This window comes from Ectothiorhodospira lacustris, assembly GCF_022227845.1.
GTDB classification, from domain to species: Bacteria; Pseudomonadota; Gammaproteobacteria; order Ectothiorhodospirales; family Ectothiorhodospiraceae; genus Ectothiorhodospira; species Ectothiorhodospira lacustris.
Genome location: NZ_JAJNQN010000012.1, coordinates 16,295 through 38,055 on the forward strand (window position 1 = coordinate 16,295; position 21,761 = coordinate 38,055).

Sequence of the window (21,761 nt, forward strand, 5' to 3'; positions counted from 1 at the left end):
GTACGTATGGGCAGATCGATGGCAAGGCGAAGGGTGCAGCGGCCGCCCTGGTGGCGGGAGGCACGCTTGCGCCGCGCCCTGCGAACCCTGCTGCTGGCGGCGGCAGTCATGATGCTCGCCGTCGCCGCTCAAGGGGCCGTGGCTTACCTGATGGAGCCCGATACCTTGCCCATCCGCAGCGTGGAAGTGGAGGGTGAGTTACGTTATCTGGGGCCGGAGATCCTGTCCGCCGCCATCACGCCCCATGTCCAGGGCGGGTTCTTCAACCTGGATCTGCGTCGGGTGGAGGCTTCGGTCAAGGCACTGCCCTGGGTGCGCGGGGTGTGGGTGCATCGGGAATGGCCGGACCGGATCGTGGTCCGGATCGAGGAGCAGGTCCCGGTGGCACGCTGGGGCGACGAGGCCCTGGTGAACCAATATGGGGAACTGTTCCGCCCTGAACTGTCCGAAGCCCCCGGAGGTTTGCCGTTCCTGGAAGGTCGCGAGGGGCGCCAGCGGCAGCTCATGGAGCGCTTCCTGGCAGTACAAGCCAGGCTGGCGGATGTGGGACTGGAGGTCTCCGGGCTGAAAGAGGATGCCCGCCGTTCCTGGGTCATTCAGCTTGAAGACGGCGGGCAGGTATTGATGGGGCGCGGCATGGACCCGGACCGGCTGGATCGACTGGTGCGCATGTACCCGCGCCTGGAGGAACACCGGGATGAGCCCATCAGGCGAATCGACATGCGTTACACCAACGGCATCGCCGTGGCCTGGAATCCCCGGGAAGGCGGTGCGCAATGAGACAGGGTAGGCAGGCAAGGCGAATGAGAGTCATGAATACGGCGTTATGCACCTGGTTGCCACGGGATGCGGTCATCGCGCTGGGCGGTCCGGTAGCGGAGATGAAGGGTTATGTCTAAGCGATCCGATAAAGGGATGATCGTCGGTCTGGATATTGGGACCTCCAAGGTGGAGGCCATCGTCGGCGAGGTGAATGACGAGGGGGGGATTGAGATCGTCGGTATCGGTTCCCACCCCTCACGAGGCCTGAAGAAGGGGGTGGTGGTCAATATCGAATCCACCGTGCAATCAATCCAGCGGGCCATCGAGGAGGCTGAATTGATGGCCGGCTGTCAGATTCACTCGGTCTTTACCGGGATTGCCGGCAGCCATGTGAAGAGCCTCAACTCCACCGGCGTGGTGGCCATCAAGGACAAAGAGGTGACGACGGCGGATGTGGAACGGGTGATCGATGCCGCCCGTGCCGTGGCCATTCCGGCGGACCAGCGCATTCTCCATGTGCTGCCCCAGGAGTTCATCATCGACGAACAGGAGGGGATCCGCGAGCCCATCGGCATGTCCGGTGTGCGTCTGGAGGCCAAGGTTCACCTGGTGACCGGCGCGGTGTCCGCGGCCCAGAACATCATCAAGTGTGTACGGCGCTGTGGCCTGGAGGTGGATGACATCATCCTGGAGCAGCTGGCCTCCAGTTATGCGGTACTGACCGAGGATGAGAAGGAGCTGGGGGTGTGTCTGGTGGATATCGGTGGCGGCACCACCGATATCGCCGTCTTTACCGACGGTGCGATCCGCCATACGGCGGTGATCCCCATTGCCGGTGACCAGGTGACCAACGATATTGCCGTGGCCCTGCGGACTCCGACCCAGTATGCCGAAGACATCAAGATCAAGTATGCCTGTGCCCTGCGTCAGCTGGCCAATCCCGAGGAAAGCATCGAGGTGCCCGGTGTCGGCGACCGGCCGTCCCGGCGCCTGTCCCGACAGACCCTGGCCGGGGTGGTGGAACCTCGCTATGAGGAACTCATGTCCCTGGTGCAGGCGGAGCTGCGCCGGTCCGGCTGCGAGGAAATGGTGGCGGCGGGGGTGGTCCTTACCGGGGGTTCTTCAAAGATGGAAGGTGTGGCGGAACTGGCCGAGGAGGTCTTTCACATGCCGGTGCGTCTGGGCCTGCCCCAGTATGTCACCGGCCTGGTGGATGCGGTGAGAAATCCCATTCATTCCACCGGGGTGGGGCTGTTGCTGTTTGGCCATCAAAGTCGCCATCAGGCCCTTGGGGAAGGGGTTCGGGGCGGCGGCATGAAATCCGTCTGGGGGCGGATGAAGAGCTGGTTTCAGGGGAATCTCTAGTACCGGTTGCACGGCCGGTCTTCGGAGCAGGGGCTGAAAAAAAACAAGCAGGGGCGGTTGGGTCTGCGGGTCGGAATTCGAAGCTTTACGGTCTTTCAACGAACATTGTGGTTTATTAGGAGGTAGTGGATATGTTTGAACTCATGGATACCTATCCCCAGAACGCGGTCATCAAGGTCATCGGCGTCGGTGGCGGTGGCGGCAATGCGGTCCAGCACATGGTCAATGCATCCATCGAGGGCGTGGACTTTGTGGTGGCCAATACGGATGCCCAGGCGCTCAAGCGGGTGGATGCCAAGACCTTGCTGCAGCTGGGTTCCCATATCACCAAGGGACTGGGGGCCGGGGCTGATCCCGCCGTGGGTCGCGAGGCCGCTCTGGAAGATCGAGAGCGGATCCAGGAAGTGATCGATGGCGCCGACATGGTCTTCATCACCGCCGGCATGGGTGGTGGCACGGGCACCGGGGCCGCCCCCGTGGTGGCGCAGATCGCCAAGGAAATGGGCATCCTCACCGTGGCCGTGGTGACCAAGCCCTTCCCCTTCGAGGGCAAGAAGCGCATGCAGGTCGCCCAGACGGGGATGGAAAATCTGGCCAAGTACGTGGATTCCCTCATCACCATTCCCAATGACAAGCTGTTGTCGGTGCTGGGCAAGAACGTGACCCTGTTGGATGCCTTCAAGGCCGCCAACGACGTGCTGTTGGGGGCGGTGCAGGGGATCGCCGAACTCATCACCCGTCCGGGCCTGATCAACGTCGACTTTGCCGACGTGCGTACGGTCATGTCCGAGATGGGCATGGCCATGATGGGGACCGGCTCCGCCTCCGGCGGTGATCGTGCCCGCGTCGCGGCCGAGGCCGCCATCTCCAGCCCGCTGCTGGAAGATGTGAACATCGCCGGTGCCCGGGGCATCCTGGTGAACGTGACCGCCGGCATGGACATGTCCATTGGTGAATTCGAGGAAGTGGGTGCGGCGGTCAAGGAGTTTGCCTCCGAGGATGCTACCGTGGTGGTGGGTACCGTCATCGATCCGGAGATGAACGACGAGCTTCGCGTGACCCTGGTGGCCACCGGCTTGGGGACCCCGGGCCAGGCCGCCCGTCCAACCCGCGAAAAGCCGGCCGTGAAACTGGTGGAGCCCCGTCAGGCGGCCATGGGCGGCCACGGCAACGAGCTGGATATGGTGGATTACGACAAGCTGGACCGGCCCGCCGTGATGCGCAAGCAGCAGGGCAATGCCGCCTACGATATCTCCGGTAATCCCAATATGGACTACCTGGATATCCCGGCTTTCCTGCGCAAACAGGCTGACTGAGCATGGGGAGGTGCGGGGCGGAGCGCACCGTTGGTGTGCTCCGCCTCCCTGTCCAGGCACTCTTTCAGGGCGTATCTTGCATGAAAACATGCAAGTGACCCCATCCAGTGGCATAATGTCCGGCTATTTTCCCCCGTCGGCGCGTTTCGGGAAGGCCTGGCACGCTCACTGCACCCACCCCGGTGCGTCACGGGTTCAGAGGACTATCACGTTGATCAAACAGCGCACACTCAAGAACACCATCCGCGCCACCGGCGTCGGTCTTCACACTGGTGAAAAGATCTATCTGATGCTGCGCCCCGCACCGGTGAACGCAGGTGTGGTGTTTCGCCGGGTCGATCTGGACCCTGTGGTGGAGATCAAGGCCCATCCCGCGAACGTCGGTGATACCTGTCTGTCCACCACCATGGTGAGCGGTGATGTGCGCGTGTCCACGGTGGAACACCTGCTGTCGGCCGTGGCGGGGCTGGGCATCGACAACCTCTACGTGGATGTCAGTGCGCCGGAAGTACCGATCATGGATGGCAGCGCCGGCCCCTTTGTCTTTTTGATTCAGTCCGCCGGGATCGTGGAACAGAACGCCCCCAAACGTTTTATCCGTATCAAAAAACTGGTGGAAGTGCGGGAGGACGACAAGTGGGCGCGACTGGAACCCTTCAACGGTTTCAAGGTGGGTTTCTCCATCGATTTCAAGCACCCCATCTTCAGCGGCGGTATCCAGACGGCGGAACTGGATTTTTCCACCACTTCGTTCGTCAAGGAGGTCAGCCGGGCCCGGACCTTCGGTTTCATGCGTGAGATCGAGGCCCTGCGTAGTCGCCGGCTGGCCCTGGGCGGCAGTCTGGACAATGCCGTGGTGCTGGATGATTACCGGGTGCTCAACGAGGATGGTTTGCGCTACGAGGATGAGTTCGTCAAGCACAAGATCCTGGATGCCATCGGTGACGTCTATCAGCTGGGCCACAGCCTGATCGGGGCTTTTACCGGCTACAAGTCCGGCCATGCCCTGAACAACACGCTGATCCGCAAGCTGATCACCCTGGAAGATGCCTACGAGATCGTGACCTTTGAAGAGGGCGGTGAGCCGTTGCCCATCTCCTACGCCCACGCAGCGGCTACGGTCTGACCGGGTCTCCGCTTCGCGCCGCCAGGCGGCGCAGGGCCTGACTCAGCTCAGGGTCGTCCACGGTGTTGGCCACGCTCAGCAGGGCGATGCGTGCCTGGGGGGGGAGAGGGCTGAGTTGCCGGTGCCGGGTTTCGGTTCGGGCCGTTCCCATGGCAGGACGCACCCGGATATGGACGGACCGAGCCTGCAGCCCATGGTGAGCCTTGATCTGCTTGAGGATCTCCCGCTGCAGATAGCGCAGTTGGGAAGCCCAGGCCCCGGAGTCCGTCACCAGAATCAGACACCCTTCTTCCATGCCGCCCGCCCAGCAGTGCTCCCGGGGGCCCGGGGGCAGCAGATCCCTGACGCTCCGGGTCAGGGCCTCCAGCGCACGCGCCCGGTGCAGCAGATCGGGGTCCAGCAGGGCTCTGGGGCGGTGCATGGGCGGGCAGGGCTCCTCCGGGGTGATATGTTTGCAAGACTACCTGCATCCGTGACGGCGGGATACCCGGATTTCCCACAAAGTGTATGGTTGGACTATGATCTGCTCTTCATGAAAGACGCTCACCAGCTGTCGGTTTTTCCCGGCGCTGGTCCTGATCAGAAAAACGCGGGCTGAATCAGCATGAATATTATCTTTCTGACGAGCAACGGGGCGGGTTCCCGGCGCTTTCACATGTCACGCTGGTACCACCTTGCCATTCCTCTGACGGCACTCACTGTTTGTGGCGGCCTGATCATGGGGGCCGGTTATCACGCCGGCCGGCATCTTCAGGGTGCTGCGGATCCCCGGCTTGTTTACTGGGGCGAGGAACTGCGGGAGCAGCGCTATGAACTGGAGTATGCCAGGGATACCGCCGAGGCGGGCATTCAGGCCCTGACCCAGCGCGTGGCCCAACTCCAGGCACAGATGATGCGCCTGGACGCTCTGGGCAATAAGCTGGTGAAGATGGCCGACCTGGAAGACGGCGAGTTCGATTTCGGGATTCTGCCTGGCCTGGGTGGGCCTGAAGAGCTGTTTTACGACGCACCGCCTTCCGATCTGTTGCAGCAACTCGATGAACTGGCCCGGCAGATGGATGACCGGGAATCCCAGCTGCGTCTGCTGAGCCGTCTCATCCTTTCGGGGCAGTTGGCCGACGAGGTGACCCCGGCCGGTCGTCCCGTGGTGTCCGGGTGGATGTCCTCCGGTTACGGCAGTCGCACCGATCCCTTTACCGGTCGTCAGGTCTTCCACCGGGGGGTGGATTTTGCCGGTCGTCCCGGCTCCGACATCATTGCCGTTGCGGGCGGTATCGTGATGTTTGCCGATCGCCGGGATGCCTTCGGTAAATTGGTGGAGATCGACCACGGTAATGGCTATGTCACCCGCTATGCCCACAATCAGGAGATGCTGGTTGCCGTGGGCGATATGGTGCGCAAGGGGCAGGTGATCGCCAGGATGGGATCCACCGGGCGCGCCACCGGCCCTCATGTGCATTTCGAAGTGCTCAAGGATGACCGTCACGTGAATCCTCACCGTTTCATCGCCGCCTCGGATTAGGTCCCCCGGCGCCCCCTGCGTCACCATCGCGGATGGGGTATGATGACGGCCCTCAAGTTCAGCAACTCAGCGCAGAACCCTTCATGGTCACAAGCCTAGTCAGAAAGATCTTCGGTAGCCGTAACGACCGCCTGGTTAAGCGATACGGCAAGCAGGTGGGACGGATCAACGAGCAGGAAGCCGATCTCAAGGTGCTCACGGACGAACAACTCAGGGCCAGGACCGGAGGGTTCCGGGACCGCCTCGGCAAAGGGGAGTCCTTGGATGACCTGTTGCCGGAAGCCTTTGCGCTGGTCCGCGAGGCCGGCCGCCGCATCATGGGCATGCGTCATTTCGACGTCCAGCTCATCGGCGGCATGGTGCTCAACGACGGCCGCATTGCCGAGATGCGTACCGGTGAGGGCAAAACCCTGGTGGCCACCCTGTCGGCCTATCTGAATGCGTTGCCCGGCAAGGGCGTGCATGTGATCACGGTCAACGACTATCTGGCCCGCCGCGATGCTGCCTGGATGGGTCGTCTCTACCACGGCCTGGGTCTGAGCGTGGGGGTGGTCAATTCCTCCGGTGCCAAGGGTGCCAAGCACTCCTATCTTTATGATCCCGACTTTGCCGGCGACGAGGAGGGTTATGTCCATCTGCGGCCGGTGAGCCGGCGTGAGGCCTATGCCGCCGACATCACCTACGGTACCAACAACGAATTCGGCTTCGATTATCTGCGCGACAACATGGCTTTTCGTGCCGAGGACCGGGTGCAGCGCGACCTGGCCTATGCCATCGTGGACGAAGTGGACTCCATCCTCATCGACGAGGCCCGTACCCCTCTGATCATCTCCGGCCCCACCGGTGAGAACTCCGAGCTTTACCAGCGGATGAAGGACATCGTGCCCACGCTGCAGCGCCAGGAAGAGGAGGAGTCCGAAGGCGACTACTACGTCGATGAGAAGGTCAAGCAGGTGTTCATGTCCGAGGACGGCCAGGAACGGGCCGAGCAACTCCTCAAGGAGGCCGGACTGCTCAAGGAAGACCAGTCCCTCTATGATGCCGCCAGCATTCCCCTGCTGCACCATCTCAACGCCGCCCTGCGTGCCCATGCCATCTTCCAGCGGGACGTGCATTATCTGGTCAGGGACAAGCAGGTCCTCATCATCGATGAATTCACCGGTCGCGTGATGCCCGGCCGGCGCTGGTCGGAAGGTCTGCACCAGGCCGTGGAGGCCAAGGAAGGGGTGCCGATCCAGAACGAGAACCAGACCCTGGCCTCGATCACCTTCCAGAACTATTTCCGTCTTTACAAGAAGCTCTCGGGCATGACCGGGACCGCCGATACCGAGGCTTATGAGTTCCAGCATATCTACGGCCTGGAGGTGGTGGTGATCCCCACCAACAAGCCCATGGTCCGCAACGATATGCAGGATCTGGTCTATATGACCCAGAAGGACAAGTACAAGGCCATCATAGAGGACATCAAGCACTGTCGGGAGCAGGGCCAGCCGGTGCTGGTGGGTACCGCCTCGGTGGAGGCCTCGGAGATCCTCTCCGATCTGCTCAAGAAGGCCAAGATCAACCACGAGGTCCTCAACGCCAAGCAGCACGAGCGGGAGGCCCATATCGTCGCCCAGGCCGGCCGGCCCGGTGCGGTGACCATCGCGACCAACATGGCCGGTCGCGGTACCGACATCGTGCTGGGCGGCAGCCTGGATGCGGAGTTGGAGGCCCTGGGTCCCCACCAGGACCCGGCCCACGTGGAGAAGATCCGGGGCGAGTGGCAACAGCGTCATGATCAGGTGCTGGGGGCGGGCGGCCTGCATATCATCGGCTCGGAGCGCCATGAGTCTCGCCGTATCGATAACCAGCTGCGAGGGCGCGCCGGTCGTCAGGGGGACCCGGGTTCCAGCCGCTTCTTCCTGTCCCTGGAAGACACCCTCATGCGCATCTTCGCCTCCGACCGGGTGAAGATGATCATGCAGAAGCTGGGCATGGAGGAGGGTGAGGCGATCGAGAATGCCTGGGTGACCAAGGCCATCGAAAATGCTCAGCGCAAGGTGGAGGGCCACAACTTCGATATCCGCAAGAATCTGCTGGAATACGATGATGTGGCCAACGACCAGCGCCGGGTGGTCTACGAGCAGCGCCGGGAACTGCTGGATTCCCAGGAGATCTCCGATACCATCCGCGCCGTGCGCGAGGACGTGGTGGACCGGACCATCAGCCGCTACATTCCCCCGGGTTCCATCGATGAGCAGTGGGATATCCCGGGTCTGACCCAGGCCATGGAGAGCGAGTTCGGCTTGAAGCTGGATGTCGCCGGCTGGCTGGAAAAGGATGACGATCTGCATGAGGAGTCCTTGCGCGAGCGTCTGCAGGGGGAAGTGAGCGGGGCGCTGGATGCCAAGCGGGCCGTAGTCGGTGCGGAGCTGATGCAGCGCATCGAGAAGGATGTGATGCTCCAGGTACTGGACAGCCACTGGAAAGAGCATCTGGCATCCATGGACTATCTGCGCCAGGGTATCGGCTTGCGTGGTTATGCCCAGCGCAATCCCAAGCAGGAGTACAAGCGCGAAGCCTTCGCCATGTTTGAGAGCCTGCTCGAGCGTATCAAGCATGATGTCATCTCCATGCTCATGCGACTGCAGGTACAGTCTCCGGATGACGTGGCCACGCTGGAGGCTCAGGCCCTTGGCGGCGCCAAGCCGGCCGCCATGGAATTCAAGCATGATCAGCCGGACAGCCCCCTGTCCGCCGAAGACGATGCCCAGGGCAAGCCGGAAGAGTCGGATCAGGAGCCCTATCGCCGGGAAGGACCCAAGCTGGGTCGCAATGATCCTTGCTGGTGCGGTTCCGGCAAGAAGTACAAGCACTGCCACGGCAGACTGGAGTGATCGAAGATGGCCGTGAACCTGTCCGAGCCCGTTGAGCTGGCACCTGTTTCCGGGGTCCGCCTCAGTGCGGTGGCTGCGGGCATCCGCTACCAGGGGCGTAACGACCTGGTGCTGATGGAACTGGCTACCGGCAGTACCTGTGCCGCCGTATTCACCCGCAATGCCTTCTGTGCCGCCCCGGTGCAGGTGGCCCGACAGCACCTGCTCCAAGGCGCCCCCCGCTATCTGCTGATCAACGCTGGTAATGCCAATGCCGGTACCGGGACCCAGGGCCTGGAGGCTGCCTATCTGAGTTGTGGCGCCGTGGCCGGTTGCACCAATGTCAGGGCGGCCCAGGTACTGCCGTTCTCCACCGGCGTGATCGGCGAACCCCTGCCGGTGGACCGCATCTCGGCGGCCCTGCCCGAGGCCGTGGCCGCCCTGGATGAGCAGGGCTGGATGCCGGCCATGCGGGCCATCATGACCACTGACACGGTGGGTAAGGGGGCTTCGGAAACGCTGCGTCTTTCCGGTGGCGAGGTGACCCTGACAGGGATTGCCAAGGGCTCCGGCATGATCCATCCCGACATGGCCACCATGCTGGCCTTCCTGGCCACCGACGCCCTGCTGGACAAGGCGGTGTTGCAGGCCATGCTGCTGCGTTGCACCGATGCCAGTTTCAATGCCATTACCGTGGATGGGGATACCTCCACCAATGATGCCTGCGTGCTGGCCGCCACCGGGGCCTCCGGGGTGTCGGTGGACTCCGCGGAAGACCAGGCCCTGTTCGAGCAGGCGTTGCTGCGGATCTGCCGTCATCTGGCCCATGCCATCGTGCGTGACGGTGAAGGCGCGACCAAGTTCATCACGGTGCGGGTCAGTGGGGCGAGGGATGCGGAAGAGGCCCGCCGTGTGGGCTTTGCCGTGGCCCTGTCGCCGCTGGTGAAGACCGCCCTGTTTGCATCGGACCCCAACTGGGGACGGATCCTGGCAGCGGTGGGCCGCGCCGGCGTGAAGGATCTGGACGTGGACCGGGTGACCATTCATCTGGACGATGTGCGCATCGTCGCCAATGGCGGTCGGGCACTCGAGTATGAGGAGGCCATGGGGCGCCGAGTGATGGCCGGGGCGGAGATCCTTATCCACATTGATCTGGGAGGGCCGGGAGAGACCGAGGCCGAGGTCTACACCTGTGATTTTTCCTACGATTATGTGCGCATCAATGCCGAATACCGTTCCTGAGGGCCATGACTGAGCCGCTTCGGGTGGCGGTGGCTGCCATCGCCAATGATCGCGATGAGTATCTGATCGCCCGCCGCCCCGAGCATGTGCACCAGGGTGGTCTCTGGGAGTTCCCCGGCGGCAAGATCGAACCGGGGGAAACCCTGGAGGCCGCCTTGCGGCGGGAGCTGAGGGAAGAACTGGACATTACGCCTCTGCGGCACCATCCCTTGATCACCTTGAATCACGATTACCCGGACCGGCGGGTTTGCCTGGAAGTGGTGAAGGTCGACCGTTTCGAGGGCGAGCCCCGCGGCATGGAAGGGCAGCCGCTGCGGTGGGTGGCGGCCGCCCAGCTGCATGCCCTGGATTTCCCGGCCGCCAACCGTGCCATCATCAAGGCCCTGATCTTGCCGGATTGCCTGGTCATCACCCCGGATCTGCGCTGCCCCGAAACCCTGCTGGACGGACTGAACCGGACCTTGGACGCGGGCCGGGTGCGCCTGTTGCAGCTGCGTGCGCCGGGCCTGAGCCGGGAGGACTTTGTCTCCCTGGCCGCCGCGGTGATCCCGCTGTGCCATGCCCAGGGTGCGGGGGTCGTGCTGAATGCGGAACCTGAGTTGGCCATCTCCCTGGGGGCGGACGGTGTTCATCTCAATAGTCGCAGACTGGCTTCCCTGGCTGAGCGTCCCGAAGTCAGCCTGGTGGGGTGCTCGGTTCATCAGCGGGGTGAGCTTGAGAAAGCGATCCGGCTCGGTGTCGATTTTGTCCTCGTCTCCCCCGTCGCGCCCACGCATACCCATCCGGGCGCGCCGGTGCTGGGTTGGCGCCGTTTTGAGGAACTGGCGCGGCAGGCGGGCAGGCCGGCCTACGCCCTGGGCGGCATGACGGTGGATGACATCTCTGCGGCGCAGCGTCATGGCGGACAGGGCATTGCCGGCATTCGGGGGCTCTGGCAAGGGGTAACGGCAACGGAGGGGGATTGACTCCCGATCCGGGCCACGTGACAGGACGGCAATCCTTTGGCGAAGAGGGCGGATACATGGCACGTTGGCTGAGCTGGTTGCTGATTCCCGTGATGCTGGGACTGGGTTACCTGGCCGGAGAACACTGGTTGAGACCTTTGGTGGCGCCGGTGGATCCGGCGACGACGGTCATTCAGGCCCCGGCCGGCTGCGAGTTGGATGCCCGAGGGTGTTTGATGCCGGTGAATGGGGTGGAGATTCGTGTCCGGGGTCCCGAGCGGATTCCGCCGCTGGAGCGGTTTGCCCTGCGGCTGGAGGGCAGCACCTCCCTGGAACCTCTGGAAGTGTCCTACATCATGACCGGCATGGACATGGGATTGCACCGGTTTGAGTTTGAACCGGAGGGCTCGGGGCACTGGCTGGCCGAGTCGGTACTACCGGTCTGCATGTCCGGACGCATGGACTGGCTGGCACGGGTGCGCGTTCGCGTGGACGGGCGGCTTTATGAACTGCATGTCCCTGTGTTGCTGCGCCGAGAGTAGTACGCTTGCCTACCTATAGTGCGCAGCAGCACAGCGTGAACGGGATTTCCTCGTCACACTGGATTGATCGCGTCTTCAGGTCGCCGGCACGCAGGAACCGCACCGAGAAGCGCTGCCGTCCGGCACTGATCTCGGGGTAACAGGGGGCGTTGAGGGGCAGGGCGATGCGGATCATCTGCCAGGGCAGGCCGGTATCCATGCCCTGTTCGTAAAAGCCACGACTCGCCGTCATGGGACGGGGGGCGCCGGCATCACGGATCAGCTGCAGGATCACGCTGACGGACTCCTGGATGTCTGCAAAGGGCTGGGCCCATTCCAGTAGCAGCTGCCGCCGTTCCCCGGTGGAGCGGGCCAGCCAGTAGTGGTAGGCCGGCAGGTCAAAATCACAGGTTCCACCGGGGATGGCGGCCCGTTGGCGGATGCTGTTGAAGAAATCATTGCCCTTGACCTGCTGGTCCAGCTGGCCATTGAGGGCATGGATGCCGTCGATGAGACGACGATGCTTGTCGATCACCGTGTTGAGGCGACGCTGATCCACGCCGGGCTCGGTACTCAGCCGGTTCAGATTGGTGATCTGCCGTTCCAGCTCCTTCATCAGCTCGCGCTTCACATCCACCCGATTAGTGAGATTCACCATCTCGATCAGGGTGAGCAGACTGCCGTGGGTGTCCGGGCCTGAATCGTGCTGCAAGCTATGGTCAAATCGGTGCATCAGCACTTCAAGACGCATGAACAGACGCATGCGCTCATGCAAGGGCTGTTCGTAGATGATGGAACCCTTCACAGAAGCGGCTGCCGGAGGCGTGTGAACCACGTATTCATTGTTTTCCGATCTGCGGCCGAAATGAACGAACATTTTACCACCTTGGTAGGATGAGACCGGTGTCTTCGGTATCCGGTATCAGCATGCCGTTGCCATCCGGAGGTATCGCTGGTGCAGGGCTTCCACCTGGGCCGGCAGGGTATCTACTGATTTCTCGTTGTCGATGATATCGTCTGCGGCTGCCAGACGCTGTTCCCGGGTGGCCTGGGCATCCAGGATGGCCTGAATCTGTTGCGGAGACACCCCGTCACGGCGCCCGGCACGCTCCCTCTGGCTGGGCACGGAACAATCTACCAGCAGAATGCGATCCACTCGCCCCTGTGCCCCGGACTCCACCAGCAAAGGCACGACCAGCACACAGTAGGGCGTCGCGATCTTTGATTTTTCTTGTTCTATTGCGTCCCAGATCATAGGGTGGAGCAGGCTTTCCAGTCTGTGACGGGTTTGGCTGTTCCGGAACACCATGTCTCGCATGGCCGCCCGGTCCAGGGTCCCGTCGTCCTTGAGGATCTGTGTGCCGAAGGTCTCCACCAGTGCCGTGAGTCCGGGCGAGCCCGGTTCCACCACGCGCCTTGCAATGATATCCGAATCGATGACTGCAGCGCCTCTGTCTTCGAACAGGCGCGATACGGTGCTCTTGCCGCTGCCGATGCCCCCCGTCAGTCCAATGGTGAGCATGGGGTCAGCCGAGGATGCCGAGGTAGGTCTGCACGATGGTGTCGCCCCAGAGCAGGGCAATCCACCCTGCGGCGGCCAGATAGGGGCCAAACGGAATGGGCAGGTTGCGGTCACGTCCGAGTACGGCGATGAGAACGAGGCCCACCACGGCGCCCACCAGGGAGGACAGCAGGATGATCAGCGGGAGCATCTGCCAACCCATCCATGCCCCCAGGGCGGCAAACAGCTTGAAGTCACCATAGCCCATGCCTTCCTTGCCGGTGAGCAGCCGGAAGGCATGGTAGACGAGCCACAGGCTCAGGTAACCGAAGACGGCACCCAACAGACTGCTGGCGGCATCGGTGAACAGTCCCCCCAGGTTCAGTACCAGTCCCAGCCACAGCAGGGGCAGGGTGATGACATCCGGCAACAGGGTGGTGCGCAGGTCGATCACGGTCAGGGCAATCAAGGCCCAGGTCAGCAGCAGTGCCGCTGCGGCTACCCAGGTGAAACCGAAATACCAGACCACGGCCATGGACAGCAGGGCCGTGGCCACTTCCACCAGGGGGTACTGGGGAGAGATGCGGGCACCGCACGAGGCACACTTGCCCCTTAGGAACAGGTAGCTGATGAGCGGGATGTTCTCCAGGGCCGTGATGCGGTGGCCGCAGGCGGGGCAGGCGGACCGGGGGACCACCAGGTTATAGGGTCCCTGGACCTCTTCGGCATGGTCCAGGTTGCCCCCTCGTGACTGCAGCCAGGCACGGGCCTCGCTCTGCCACTGGCGCTCCATCATCATCGGTAGGCGGTGGATGACCACATTGAGAAAGCTTCCCACCATGAGGCTGAACAGCCCGGTCAGGGTGAGCAGCAGGGTTGGGCTTGAGGCGAGAAGGTCTGTCACACCACGGCTCCAAGCTGGAAGATAGGAAGATACATGGCAATGACCAGACCACCGACGACGATGCCCAGGAAGGCCATGATCATGGGCTCCATGAGACTGGAGAGGCCGTCGACCATGTTATCCACTTCTTCTTCGTAGAAATCGGCCACCTTGCTGAGCATCTCATCCAGGGAACCGGATTCTTCACCGATGGCCACCATCTGCACCACCATGTTGGGAAACACTGCGGAATTTCGCATGGCCTGCTGGAGCTGGGTGCCGGCAGCGGTCTCGTCACGCATGCGCAGCGTTGCCTCCGAGAATAGGGCGTTGCCGGTCGCACCGGCCACTGAGTCCATCGCCTCCACCAGCGGGACACCGGCGGAGAACATGGTGGACAGCGTCCGAGCAAAGCGGGCGATGGCGGCCTTGCGCAGGAGTTCTCCCACCACCGGGATGCGCAGGGAGAGTAGGTCCAGCCGACGGCGGAAGGCGGCGGAACGCTGCTTGGCCTGGGTAAAGCCGAACACGGCAATGGCGATGCCGCCGAAGATGGCCCACCAGTAGCTCTGGAAGAAGTCGGAGATGCCGATGACGAACTGGGTGAAGACGGGCAGATCCGCGCCGAAGCCCTGGAACAGGTCCTGAAACTGGGGGACCACGAAGATCAGCAGGATGGCGGTGACGATGAAGGCCACCACGATCACGGCCGCCGGATAGAACATGGCCTTCTTGATCTTGGCCTTGAGGGACTCGGTCTTTTCCTTGTAGGTGGCAATGCGGTCCAGCAGGGTTTCCAGGGCGCCTGACTGTTCTCCGGCTCCCACCAGGTTGATGACCAGGTCGTCAAAGTAGGTCGGATGCCTGGCCAGGGCGTTGGCGAAGGTAGTGCCGCCCTCCACGTCCGCCTTGATCCTGAGGATCAGTTCCTGCATGGAGGGGTTTTCGTGCCCTCGGCCGATAATCTCGAAGGACTGTACCAGTGGAACACCGGCGCTCATCATGGTGGACATCTGACGCAGGAAGATGGCGATGTCCTTGGGCTTGATCTTTTTCTTGCCCCCGAACAGGGGCTTGGGCTTCTTGCGCACCTTGAGTGGGTTGATGCCCTGGCGCCGCAGTTCCGCCTTGGCCAGGTTTTCGTTGGCTGCGGTGGTTTCGCCCTTGATCCGGACACCTTTCTTGTCCACCCCTTCCCAGACGAATACCGTCATTGTCTCGGCCATGGTTTAGTCCTTGGTCACGCGGTTGACTTCTTCAAGGCTGGTGACACCGGCCTTGACCTTGAGCAGACCGGCTCGCCGGAGGTCATCGACGCCTTCCTTGCTGGCCTGCTCCGCCAGTTGCATGGCGTTGCCGCCCTCGAGAATGATCCGCTGCATGGTTTCGGAAATGGGCAGCACCTGGTAGATGCCCACCCGGCCCCTGTAGCCGTTGGTGCATTGATCACAGCCCACAGGCTTGAAGATCTTGAAGCCCTGGTTCACCTCGTTTTCATTGAATCCCTCCTGCAGCAGGGCCTCCTTGGGGACATTGACGGGGGCCTTGCAGTGATTGCACAGGCGTCGGGCCAGACGCTGGGCGATGATGAGCAGGATGGACGAGGCGATGTTGTAGGGCGGCACACCCATGTTGGCCAGGCGGGTGAGGGTCTGGGGGGCGTCATTGGTATGCAGGGTGGACAGCACCAGGTGGCCGGTCTGGGCGGCCTTGATGGCGATCTCGGCGGTTTCCAGGTCGCGGATCTCGCCCACCATGATGATGTCCGGGTCCTGCCGCAGGAAGGCCCTCAGGGCGGCGGCAAAGGTCAACCCCACCTTGGGATTCACGTTGACCTGGTTGATGCCGGGCATGTTGATCTCGGCCGGGTCTTCGGCGGTGGAGATGTTCCGGTCCGGGGTGTTGAGGATGCCCAGGCCGGTATAGAGAGAGACGGTCTTGCCGGAGCCGGTGGGGCCGGTGACCAGGATCATGCCGTAGGGCTTGCTCAGGGCCTTGAGATAGAGCGCCTTCTGGTGTTCTTCATAACCCAGGGCGTCGATGCCCAGGAAGGCGCTGGTGGGGTCCAGTATTCGCAGTACCACCTTTTCCCCGTACAAGGTAGGGCAGGTATTGACGCGAAAGTCGATGGCCCGGTTCTTGGACAGCTGCATCTTGATGCGCCCATCCTGGGGGATGCGCCGCTCGGAGATGTCCATGCGGGACATCACCTTGATGCGGGCGATGATCCGGGGGGCCAGATTCACCGGCGGGTGAGCCACCTCGTCCAGTACGCCATCCAGACGGAACCGGACCCGGAAGTCCTTTTCATAGGGTTCGAAGTGGATATCCGAGGCCTTACGGTTGATGGCGTCCAGCAGCACCTTGTTGACAAAGCGGACCACCGGCGTGTCGTCCACTTCGCTCTCGGAGGCTTCCTGGCCGCGGTCTTCGGTGTCCGACAACTCCAGATTGTCCAGATCCTCGTCCATGAGGCCTTCCATCATGGACGAGGTATCATTGAGACTGTCCTCAATCAGTTTGGACAGCTTGTCATGCTCCACCAGCACCGGTTCGGTGGGGATGCCCGTGTTGAACTTGATCTCGTCCAGGGCGCTGATGTTCATGGGATCGGACAGGCCCACGAACAGCCGGTTGCCACGTCGGAAGATGGGCAGAGCCTGATGCTGGCGGATCAGTTTCTCGTCCACCAGTTTGGTGGGCAGATATTCCTTGTCGAGGGCGTCCAGATCAAATAACGGGGTCCCGAATTCCTCGGCCGCCGCCTGCGCCAGGCTCCGGGCCTCCACGATCTTTTCCGTTACCAGGTAGGCCACCAGGGGCACACGTTTCCTGCGAGAGTGATCCAGCGCCTTGTTGGCATCGCTTTCGCTGAGTAATCCGTCTTGAACCAGACGTCGGGCAAGCCCGCTCAATGGTATGGAGGCGGCAGGTGTTGACATGGGGACTCTGGGTTGGGGAGTGGGTCCTTCTTATCGCATGTTAGTAGCTGTCGTTATCAAGTCAACAAAGACTTTCAGTGATTGAGAACCGGGACGGGCTGCACGGTCTGCGTCAATAGCGGCGCGGGGGTGGGCGTGGAAGGGTATTTTCACGGGGTCAGGCCGAGTTTCCTGAGCCGATAACCCATTTGCCTGGGAGTCAGTCCCAGCAGTTGGGCGGCAGCCGTGTCGTGACCGCCGGCCTGTTCCAGAGCGGCCAGGAGTGCCTGCTTTTCCTGCTGTGCGAGCCGCTGTTCCAGGGGCTTGAGGTGTTCCGCGGCGAGAGGGGCCGTGGGGGGGGCGGAGCCGGAGCCGGGGAGTTGCAGGTCCTCCGCCTGGATGGTGTCGCTGTCGCAGAGTGTCGCGGCCCGTTCCAGGATGTTTTCCAACTCCCTCACATTGCCCGGGTAGTTATAGGTCATCAGGCTTTGCGTGGCTTCCGGGCTGAGTCGCCTGGGGGGCTCCTGCCAGCGGGCGGCCAGCTTGGAAAGGATATGTTCCGCCAGATGGGGGAGGTCCTCGCGGCGTTCGCGCAGGGGGGGGACGCGCAGTTCGATCACGTTCAGGCGGTAGAACAGGTCCTGGCGGAAACGTCCCGCCTGCACCTCCCGGCTCAGGTCCTTGTGGGAGGCGGAGAGGATGCGTACGTCCAGAGCAGCCTCATGGGCGGCACCGATGGGCTTGATGGCCCGTTCCTGGATGGCGCGTAGCAGCTTGACCTGCATGTGCAGGGGCAACTCCGCCACCTCGTCGAGAAACAGGGTTCCTCCCTGGGCCGCATGAAACAGCCCCTGCTTGTCGGCAACCGCTCCGGTAAAGCTGCCCTTGAGATGACCGAAGAATTCACTTTCCATGAGTTCGGCGGGGATGGCGCCGCAGTTCACCGGCACGAAAGGCCGATCGACCCGGGGACCCTGGCGGTGAATCTCCCGGGCGACCCTTTCCTTGCCGCTGCCGGATTCACCCAGGATGTACACCGGGGCCTGGCTTCTGGCCAGTTTGAGGATGGTGCTCTTGAGTTGACGCATGGCCGGTGCATTGCCCAGGAGATGGTCTTCCCGGGCGGGCGGGCTCCGTCCTGAAGCGGTGTTGTTTTCGGGCTTGCCCAGTTTCAGGGCGCTGTCCACCAGGTCTCTGAGGATGTTCAGGTCCACGGGCTTGGAGACAAAGTCGAAGGCCCCTGATTTGAGTGCCTGAACGGCGGAATCCATGCTGCCGTAGGCCGTGATAACGGCCACCGGCAGTTCCGGATAGTGGGCCTGAATGTGTTCCACCAGCTCGATGCCGTCACCATCCGGCAGGCGCATGTCTGTCAGGCACAGATCGAAATGCGCGTTGCCCAGCAGTCGTTTCGCCTCCCTGACGGTCCCGGCAGCCTGGGTGTTAAGCCGCATGCGGCCGAGGGTGATTTCCAGGAGTTCCCGGATATCCGGCTCATCGTCAATGATCAGTACGTTCTGGATGGTCATGCCTGCTGGGAAAGGCGGCCTTGCAGGCCGGATCCGGTTGTTTCAGAGGGGGGGAACTGAATACGGAAGCAGCTGCCGCCGGTGGGAAGCGGGATGTAGTCAAGACTGCCGCCATTGTTTTCGCACAGCTCACGGGAGATGTACAGGCCAAGTCCGGTGCCTTCATTGCCGGTGCCGACGAAGGGCTCGAAGAGTCGTCGGGCAATCGCCGGGTTCACGCCGCAGCCTTGATCAATGATGTCCAGGGTGGCGTGGCGGCTCACATCCCGGGTGCCGCCCTGGATCAGGATGCGGGCGGGTTGTCCGGCGCGGGTGCCGTAGCGCAAGGCATTGGTACACAGGTTCCAGGTCACCTGGTGCAGCTGTTCGGCATCAAACCAGGCCCGGGCATCGGCTGGGTGGATGGACAGCTCCACTTGAGAGCGCGCCAGGTTATGGTGTCGGCAGAATTCATCGGCAAAGCGTTCCAGCCATGGTTCCAGGGCCAGTGCCTCGATGCGGGGAGCCTGGCGCCGGGACAGATCCAGTACGTTCTGAATGACCTGATTCATACGCCGGCTCTGATCCTGGATGATGCCCACCAGTCGGCGATCCGCACGATTGAGCTCTATGGATTCGTCCAGTAGCTGGGCGGCATGACTGATGGCGCCCAGGGGGTTGCGGATCTCGTGGGCGATGCTGGCAGTGAGACGGCCCAGGGACGCGAGCTTGATGGATTGCATCTGTCTGCGCAGTTCCGCCGTGTCTTCCAGCAGGATGACCGTGCCGATGGGTTTGTCTACCCCCAGGCGGGTGAATCGTATCCGCAATTCCGGACTGTGGTCGCCGGCGGGGAGGGTCCGATGACCGGCCCTGGCGGGATGTCGAAGCCATTCCTGCAAGGCGTGGAAAAGATCCGGCGCAAGGCGGCTCAGGTCGCTGGTATCCGCAGTCACCGGATTGCCCAGCAGCAGCCAGGCGGACTCATTGATCAGGTGGACATGGCGGTCATCATTGACCACGATGACGCCCGACTGCATGCGGTCGATGATATGGGCATTGAGTTCGGCCATGTTGGCCAGGTCCACACTGCGGCGCTGGGCGAGATCTTCGCTTTCCCGGGCCCTGTGGGCCAGCACCAGTGCCAGCAGGGCGGTGGCAAACAGGCCGGCTCCCAGCAGGCCGGTCTGGGTGAGTGCCGACTCGCGGCCGGGTTCAAACCAGTAGCCGTGGATCTGTGCCAGCAGCAATGCGATGGAGGCCAGGGCGGCGAAGAGCAGGGCGGGGCGCCCCGGCGCCAGCAGTCCCAGGCCGGCAATGGCCGGGATCGCCAACATGCCCAGGCCGCTGGAGACGCCCCCGCTGGTGTAGGTGAGCAGGGTGATGAGACTGATGTCCGTGGCCGCCTGAAGGTAGATCTGCAGAGAGGGCGGGGATCGGCGCAGACGCGCCGCAATGCCGAATCCCAGGCTCAGCAGCAGATAGGTGACGGCAAACAGCAGGAACAGCCGCGGATGGGAGCTGCCGAGGGCGTGGGGTCCGGTGCCGAACACCTCCAGGGCCGTGAGCATGCCCGCCACGAAAAAGCGATACAGGCTGAAGAGCCTCAGCGCTCGCCAGACGTCTCCTGAGGGGTCCCCTGCGCTGCCGCTCTCCCGCATCAGCCGGCCCGACAAGGGTGAAGACATGATGCCTGAATTCTGCGCGGGCGCCTGGCCTTACACCGCAAGGCGGCTTATTCTCGTGTAGACTCTTGCGACAGGGCCAGATCCCGATGCGACTCGGAACAGAAGGGTTTCCCCCCTTCCCACAGGCTCTCTTCTTCCGGGATATGCAGGCCGCAGTAGTGACAGCGCAGCATCTTGCCGGTGGTCTTTTGGCTGAGCTTGCCGGGATGTTCCGGACGCGGTACGTCCGGTGTCTTGAGCATGAGCCGGACCACCATGAAGACCAGAACGATGGATGCTATCAGGAACAGGATTTGCATGGCGCAGTGATTCGATTTGAGTGGTGTATAAGAAGGTACTACAGAACGCGTGTCGGCGGTGAGTCCCTCAGCCCCAGGGGGCTGTTGTCTGCCGGATTGTCTGCCGTCTCCATCCATACCTTTGATACTGTGAAACTATGAACCTTCATGAATTCCAGGCCAAGGGCCTCTTTCGCGATTACCGGATTCCGGTGCCGGCCGGTGTCTCCATCGAGGGTCTCGACGCCCTGGATGATGCCATGGGCACCCTGGGGGGGACTGCCTGGGTCGTCAAGGCGCAGGTCCATGCCGGTGGTCGCGGCAAGGCGGGTGGCGTCAGGCTGGTCAAGGGGCGGGATGAGCTCAGAGCTGCGGCTCAGGCCCTGCTGGGGTCCACCCTGGTCACCCATCAGACCGGGCCGGCCGGGCTGCCCGTGAAGACCCTGCTGATCGAATCCCTTACCGACATCCGGCGTGAACTCTACCTGGGCTTGCTGGTGGACCGGGCCACTCGCCGCGTCGCCATCATGGCGTCGGCGGCAGGCGGTATGGACATCGAGGCGGTGGCTGCCGATACCCCCGAAAAACTGCTGACCCTGTTCGTGGATCCGGCTGCGGGCATCATGCCTTACCAGGGCCGCCGCGCCGCCTTTGCCCTGGGTCTGGAAGGCAGTCAGGTGAACGAATTCGTCACTCTGCTCACCCGACTCTATACCCTGTTCATCGAGTCCGATGCCGGCCTGATCGAGATCAACCCTCTGGTGGTCACCGGAGAGGGTGACCTGGTGGCCCTGGACGGCAAGATCAATCTGGACGACAACGCCCTGTTTCGACGTCCCGCCCTGGCAGCCCTGCGGGACATCAGCCAGGAAGAGGCCCGGGAGGCCCGGGCCAGAGAGCATGAGCTCAATTATGTCCGCCTGGACGGCAACATCGGCTGCATGGTCAATGGTGCCGGTCTGGCCATGGCCACCATGGATCTGATCAAGCTTCATGGCGGTGAGCCGGCCAACTTCCTGGATGTGGGTGGCGGCACCACGGCGGCCCGGGTCACCGAGGCCTTCAAGCTCATCCTCTCCGACGACGCGGTCAAGGCCGTGTTCGTGAATATCTTCGGCGGCATCGTTCGCTGCGATCTGATTGCCGAGGGCATCATCGCGGCGGTCAAGGAAGTCCATGTGGACGTTCCCGTGGTGGTACGCCTGGAAGGCACCAACGTGGAAAAGGGCAGGGCCCTGCTGGCACAGAGTGATCTCAATATCATTGCCGCCGAGAGCCTGACGGATGGCGCCCTCAAGGTGGTCGAGGCTGCGGCGGCCGCCTGAA

The 21,761-nt window shown here is 62.7% G+C and carries 19 protein-coding genes; 10 read left to right on the plus strand and 9 right to left on the minus strand.

Going from position 1 to position 21,761, the window contains the following annotated elements; all coding sequences use genetic code 11:
• Positions 1-18 precede the first annotated feature (18 nt).
• From LQ956_RS09795 to lpxC, 4 genes are all read left to right on the plus strand, one after another.
• Complete coding sequence (locus tag LQ956_RS09795) at positions 19-780, plus strand: cell division protein FtsQ/DivIB (RefSeq protein ID WP_238622368.1); 762 nt, start codon at positions 19-21, stop codon at positions 778-780.
• 111 nt (positions 781-891) lie between these two features.
• A complete protein-coding gene (gene ftsA, locus LQ956_RS09800) occupies positions 892-2,127 on the plus strand; it encodes a cell division protein FtsA (protein ID WP_238622369.1) in 1,236 nt (411 codons plus the stop codon).
• A 131-nt stretch (positions 2,128-2,258) separates the two neighbouring features.
• A complete protein-coding gene (ftsZ, locus tag LQ956_RS09805; protein ID WP_238622370.1) occupies positions 2,259-3,443 on the plus strand; it encodes a cell division protein FtsZ in 1,185 nt (394 codons plus the stop codon).
• A 211-nt stretch (positions 3,444-3,654) separates the two neighbouring features.
• Positions 3,655-4,569, plus strand: a complete 915-nt coding sequence (gene lpxC, locus LQ956_RS09810; RefSeq protein ID WP_238622371.1) for a UDP-3-O-acyl-N-acetylglucosamine deacetylase — start codon at positions 3,655-3,657, stop codon at positions 4,567-4,569.
• Here lpxC and LQ956_RS09815 read toward each other — a convergent pair.
• Positions 4,559-4,990, minus strand: coding sequence for a DUF721 domain-containing protein (locus LQ956_RS09815; protein WP_238622372.1), 432 nt, complete (start codon positions 4,988-4,990; stop codon positions 4,559-4,561). The genes lpxC and LQ956_RS09815 overlap by 11 nt on opposite strands.
• Positions 4,991-5,173: 183 nt before the next feature.
• Between LQ956_RS09815 and LQ956_RS09820 the strand changes: the two genes are divergently transcribed.
• The 5 genes from LQ956_RS09820 to LQ956_RS09840 all read left to right on the plus strand — a co-directional run bounded on the left by LQ956_RS09820 (position 5,174) and on the right by LQ956_RS09840 (position 11,677).
• Positions 5,174-6,091: a M23 family metallopeptidase gene (locus LQ956_RS09820; RefSeq protein WP_238622373.1), complete on the plus strand. Its 918-nt coding sequence runs from the start codon at positions 5,174-5,176 to the stop codon at positions 6,089-6,091.
• A gap of 83 nt (positions 6,092-6,174) precedes the next feature.
• Positions 6,175-8,970, plus strand: coding sequence for a preprotein translocase subunit SecA (gene secA, locus LQ956_RS09825; RefSeq protein WP_238622374.1), 2,796 nt, complete (start codon positions 6,175-6,177; stop codon positions 8,968-8,970).
• 6 nt (positions 8,971-8,976) lie between these two features.
• Positions 8,977-10,191 carry a bifunctional glutamate N-acetyltransferase/amino-acid acetyltransferase ArgJ gene (gene argJ / locus LQ956_RS09830; protein WP_238622375.1) on the plus strand — a complete coding sequence of 405 codons (1,215 nt, stop codon included), beginning with the start codon at positions 8,977-8,979 and terminating at the stop codon, positions 10,189-10,191.
• Between the two features lie 5 nt (positions 10,192-10,196).
• Complete coding sequence (locus tag LQ956_RS09835; RefSeq protein WP_238622376.1) at positions 10,197-11,156, plus strand: Nudix family hydrolase; 960 nt, start codon at positions 10,197-10,199, stop codon at positions 11,154-11,156.
• A gap of 56 nt (positions 11,157-11,212) precedes the next feature.
• Positions 11,213-11,677 (plus strand): hypothetical protein, encoded by a 465-nt coding sequence (locus tag LQ956_RS09840; protein ID WP_238622377.1) that lies wholly within the window; start codon positions 11,213-11,215, stop codon positions 11,675-11,677.
• A gap of 13 nt (positions 11,678-11,690) precedes the next feature.
• On the opposite strand, the gene zapD is transcribed toward LQ956_RS09840, so the two are convergent.
• The 8 genes from zapD to LQ956_RS09880 all read right to left on the minus strand — a co-directional run bounded on the left by zapD (position 11,691) and on the right by LQ956_RS09880 (position 20,456).
• Positions 11,691-12,533, minus strand: a complete 843-nt coding sequence (zapD, locus tag LQ956_RS09845) for a cell division protein ZapD (RefSeq protein WP_238629449.1) — start codon at positions 12,531-12,533, stop codon at positions 11,691-11,693.
• Between the two features lie 45 nt (positions 12,534-12,578).
• A complete protein-coding gene (gene coaE, locus LQ956_RS09850; protein WP_238622379.1) occupies positions 12,579-13,178 on the minus strand; it encodes a dephospho-CoA kinase in 600 nt (199 codons plus the stop codon).
• 4 nt (positions 13,179-13,182) lie between these two features.
• Positions 13,183-14,061, minus strand: a complete 879-nt coding sequence (locus LQ956_RS09855; RefSeq protein WP_238622380.1) for a prepilin peptidase — start codon at positions 14,059-14,061, stop codon at positions 13,183-13,185.
• Entirely contained in the window at positions 14,058-15,266 is a 1,209-nt protein-coding gene (locus tag LQ956_RS09860; protein ID WP_238622381.1) for a type II secretion system F family protein, read from the minus strand. Before LQ956_RS09860 ends, LQ956_RS09855 begins: the two co-directional genes overlap by 4 nt.
• A gap of 3 nt (positions 15,267-15,269) precedes the next feature.
• Positions 15,270-16,982: a type IV-A pilus assembly ATPase PilB gene (gene pilB, locus LQ956_RS09865; RefSeq protein ID WP_238629450.1), complete on the minus strand. Its 1,713-nt coding sequence runs from the start codon at positions 16,980-16,982 to the stop codon at positions 15,270-15,272.
• Positions 16,983-17,131: 149 nt separating this feature from the next.
• Entirely contained in the window at positions 17,132-18,490 is a 1,359-nt protein-coding gene (locus LQ956_RS09870; RefSeq protein ID WP_238629451.1) for a sigma-54-dependent transcriptional regulator, read from the minus strand.
• Positions 18,487-20,157, minus strand: coding sequence for a sensor histidine kinase (locus tag LQ956_RS09875; protein WP_238622384.1), 1,671 nt, complete (start codon positions 20,155-20,157; stop codon positions 18,487-18,489). Before LQ956_RS09875 ends, LQ956_RS09870 begins: the two co-directional genes overlap by 4 nt.
• Before the next feature lie 47 nt (positions 20,158-20,204).
• Positions 20,205-20,456 (minus strand): PP0621 family protein, encoded by a 252-nt coding sequence (locus LQ956_RS09880; protein ID WP_238622385.1) that lies wholly within the window; start codon positions 20,454-20,456, stop codon positions 20,205-20,207.
• Positions 20,457-20,593: 137 nt separating this feature from the next.
• On the opposite strand from LQ956_RS09880, the gene sucC reads away from it, so the two are divergent.
• Positions 20,594-21,760: an ADP-forming succinate--CoA ligase subunit beta gene (sucC, locus tag LQ956_RS09885; RefSeq protein ID WP_238622386.1), complete on the plus strand. Its 1,167-nt coding sequence runs from the start codon at positions 20,594-20,596 to the stop codon at positions 21,758-21,760.
• Position 21,761 lies beyond the last annotated feature (1 nt).

Bases quoted from the DNA above. Each gene is read 5' to 3' on its own strand.
- LQ956_RS09795 (WP_238622368.1), top strand. From the start codon at position 19: ATGGCAAGGCGAAGGGTGCAGCGGCCGCCCTGGTGGCGGGAGGCACGC.
- ftsA (WP_238622369.1), top strand. From the start codon at position 892: ATGTCTAAGCGATCCGATAAAGGGATGATCGTCGGTCTGGATATTGGG.
- ftsZ (WP_238622370.1), top strand. From the start codon at position 2,259: ATGTTTGAACTCATGGATACCTATCCCCAGAACGCGGTCATCAAGGTC.
- LQ956_RS09815 (WP_238622372.1), bottom strand. From the start codon at position 4,990: ATGCACCGCCCCAGAGCCCTGCTGGACCCCGATCTGCTGCACCGGGCG.
- LQ956_RS09820 (WP_238622373.1), top strand. From the start codon at position 5,174: ATGAATATTATCTTTCTGACGAGCAACGGGGCGGGTTCCCGGCGCTTT.
- secA (WP_238622374.1), top strand. From the start codon at position 6,175: ATGGTCACAAGCCTAGTCAGAAAGATCTTCGGTAGCCGTAACGACCGC.
- argJ (WP_238622375.1), top strand. From the start codon at position 8,977: ATGGCCGTGAACCTGTCCGAGCCCGTTGAGCTGGCACCTGTTTCCGGG.
- LQ956_RS09835 (WP_238622376.1), top strand. From the start codon at position 10,197: ATGACTGAGCCGCTTCGGGTGGCGGTGGCTGCCATCGCCAATGATCGC.
- LQ956_RS09840 (WP_238622377.1), top strand. From the start codon at position 11,213: ATGGCACGTTGGCTGAGCTGGTTGCTGATTCCCGTGATGCTGGGACTG.
- zapD (WP_238629449.1), bottom strand. From the start codon at position 12,533: ATGTTCGTTCATTTCGGCCGCAGATCGGAAAACAATGAATACGTGGTT.
- coaE (WP_238622379.1), bottom strand. From the start codon at position 13,178: ATGCTCACCATTGGACTGACGGGGGGCATCGGCAGCGGCAAGAGCACC.
- LQ956_RS09860 (WP_238622381.1), bottom strand. From the start codon at position 15,266: ATGGCCGAGACAATGACGGTATTCGTCTGGGAAGGGGTGGACAAGAAA.
- pilB (WP_238629450.1), bottom strand. From the start codon at position 16,982: ATGTCAACACCTGCCGCCTCCATACCATTGAGCGGGCTTGCCCGACGT.
- LQ956_RS09870 (WP_238629451.1), bottom strand. From the start codon at position 18,490: ATGACCATCCAGAACGTACTGATCATTGACGATGAGCCGGATATCCGG.
- LQ956_RS09875 (WP_238622384.1), bottom strand. From the start codon at position 20,157: ATGTCTTCACCCTTGTCGGGCCGGCTGATGCGGGAGAGCGGCAGCGCA.
- LQ956_RS09880 (WP_238622385.1), bottom strand. From the start codon at position 20,456: ATGCAAATCCTGTTCCTGATAGCATCCATCGTTCTGGTCTTCATGGTG.
- sucC (WP_238622386.1), top strand. From the start codon at position 20,594: ATGAACCTTCATGAATTCCAGGCCAAGGGCCTCTTTCGCGATTACCGG.